General features: G+C 41.0%; 1 protein-coding gene. It reads right to left on the bottom strand.

Annotated elements, in window-relative coordinates:
• Window positions 1–186: 186 nt before the first annotated feature.
• Window positions 187–582, bottom strand: a complete 396-nt coding sequence (locus QEH52_RS19945) for a hypothetical protein (RefSeq protein WP_308952721.1) — start codon at window positions 580–582, stop codon at window positions 187–189.
• Between the last annotated feature and the right edge of the window lie 179 nt (window positions 583–761).

The raw sequence follows: 761 nt of genomic DNA, 5'->3' as shown, positions 1-761 counted from the left end.
TTTAGCGTCGGGTTAGATAAGCGGTCATTAGCGGTAATAAGCGGTTAAAAAATACGTCTAATAGGATTTCCTTTTTCAATTTTATTCCCTGATCGTGAAGAGCTGGAATCCCAGCCTGTAAAGTTTAGTGGTCTAAGGTGCTATCGAATATCTAGCGCGTTAATGGGATTGTCCAGTCTCGCCTGGTTAGGGCTGTGTTTTCTTTGAGTAATACTGATCGATTTCAGCTTCACTAAGATCCAATAGATACATCCATTCTTTAATCACCATTCCAAGTAGAAATGTTACAAAAAGTGTGAATGGAAGAGGAGTAAAGCGTTCGTCGAATGCTAATGCCAAAACTTCATGCATTCCTTTATCTCCGAGCCATGTGATCAAAGTGACAACCCAGATTAAGCCCAAGAACGAATATAAGCCAAATTCTGTTTCTTTGCTTTTGTCTGGGACGGGCGCAATAGTTCTCATGAACAGAGCGAGGACACCAATCAAGACACCAAGTGCTGATCCAGTGGTATAGAATAGTATAGCTCCTCCACAATACAAAATTTGCACTAATGCTAGTGAGGCTTTTATTCTATTCATATTTTTCCCTAACGACGAGGACAGGCAACCCGCCTGACGAGTTAGAAGTCCTAGTGATGTGTCCTGAGAAAAGTGGACAAGTGATTCTCTTAAGACGAGGATCATAAATAATGAAAAGACGACAATATACCGCAGAGTTCAAGAAGGATACAGCGTATCAGATAATCATCGAAGGAGTC

The sequence above is a fragment of the Thalassobacterium maritimum genome, from assembly GCF_031127805.1.
GTDB lineage: Bacteria > Verrucomicrobiota > Verrucomicrobiia > Opitutales > Coraliomargaritaceae > Thalassobacterium > Thalassobacterium maritimum.
The sequence above is the reverse complement of the archived record's forward strand: the minus strand, read 5'-3'. Positions and strand labels throughout refer to the sequence as shown.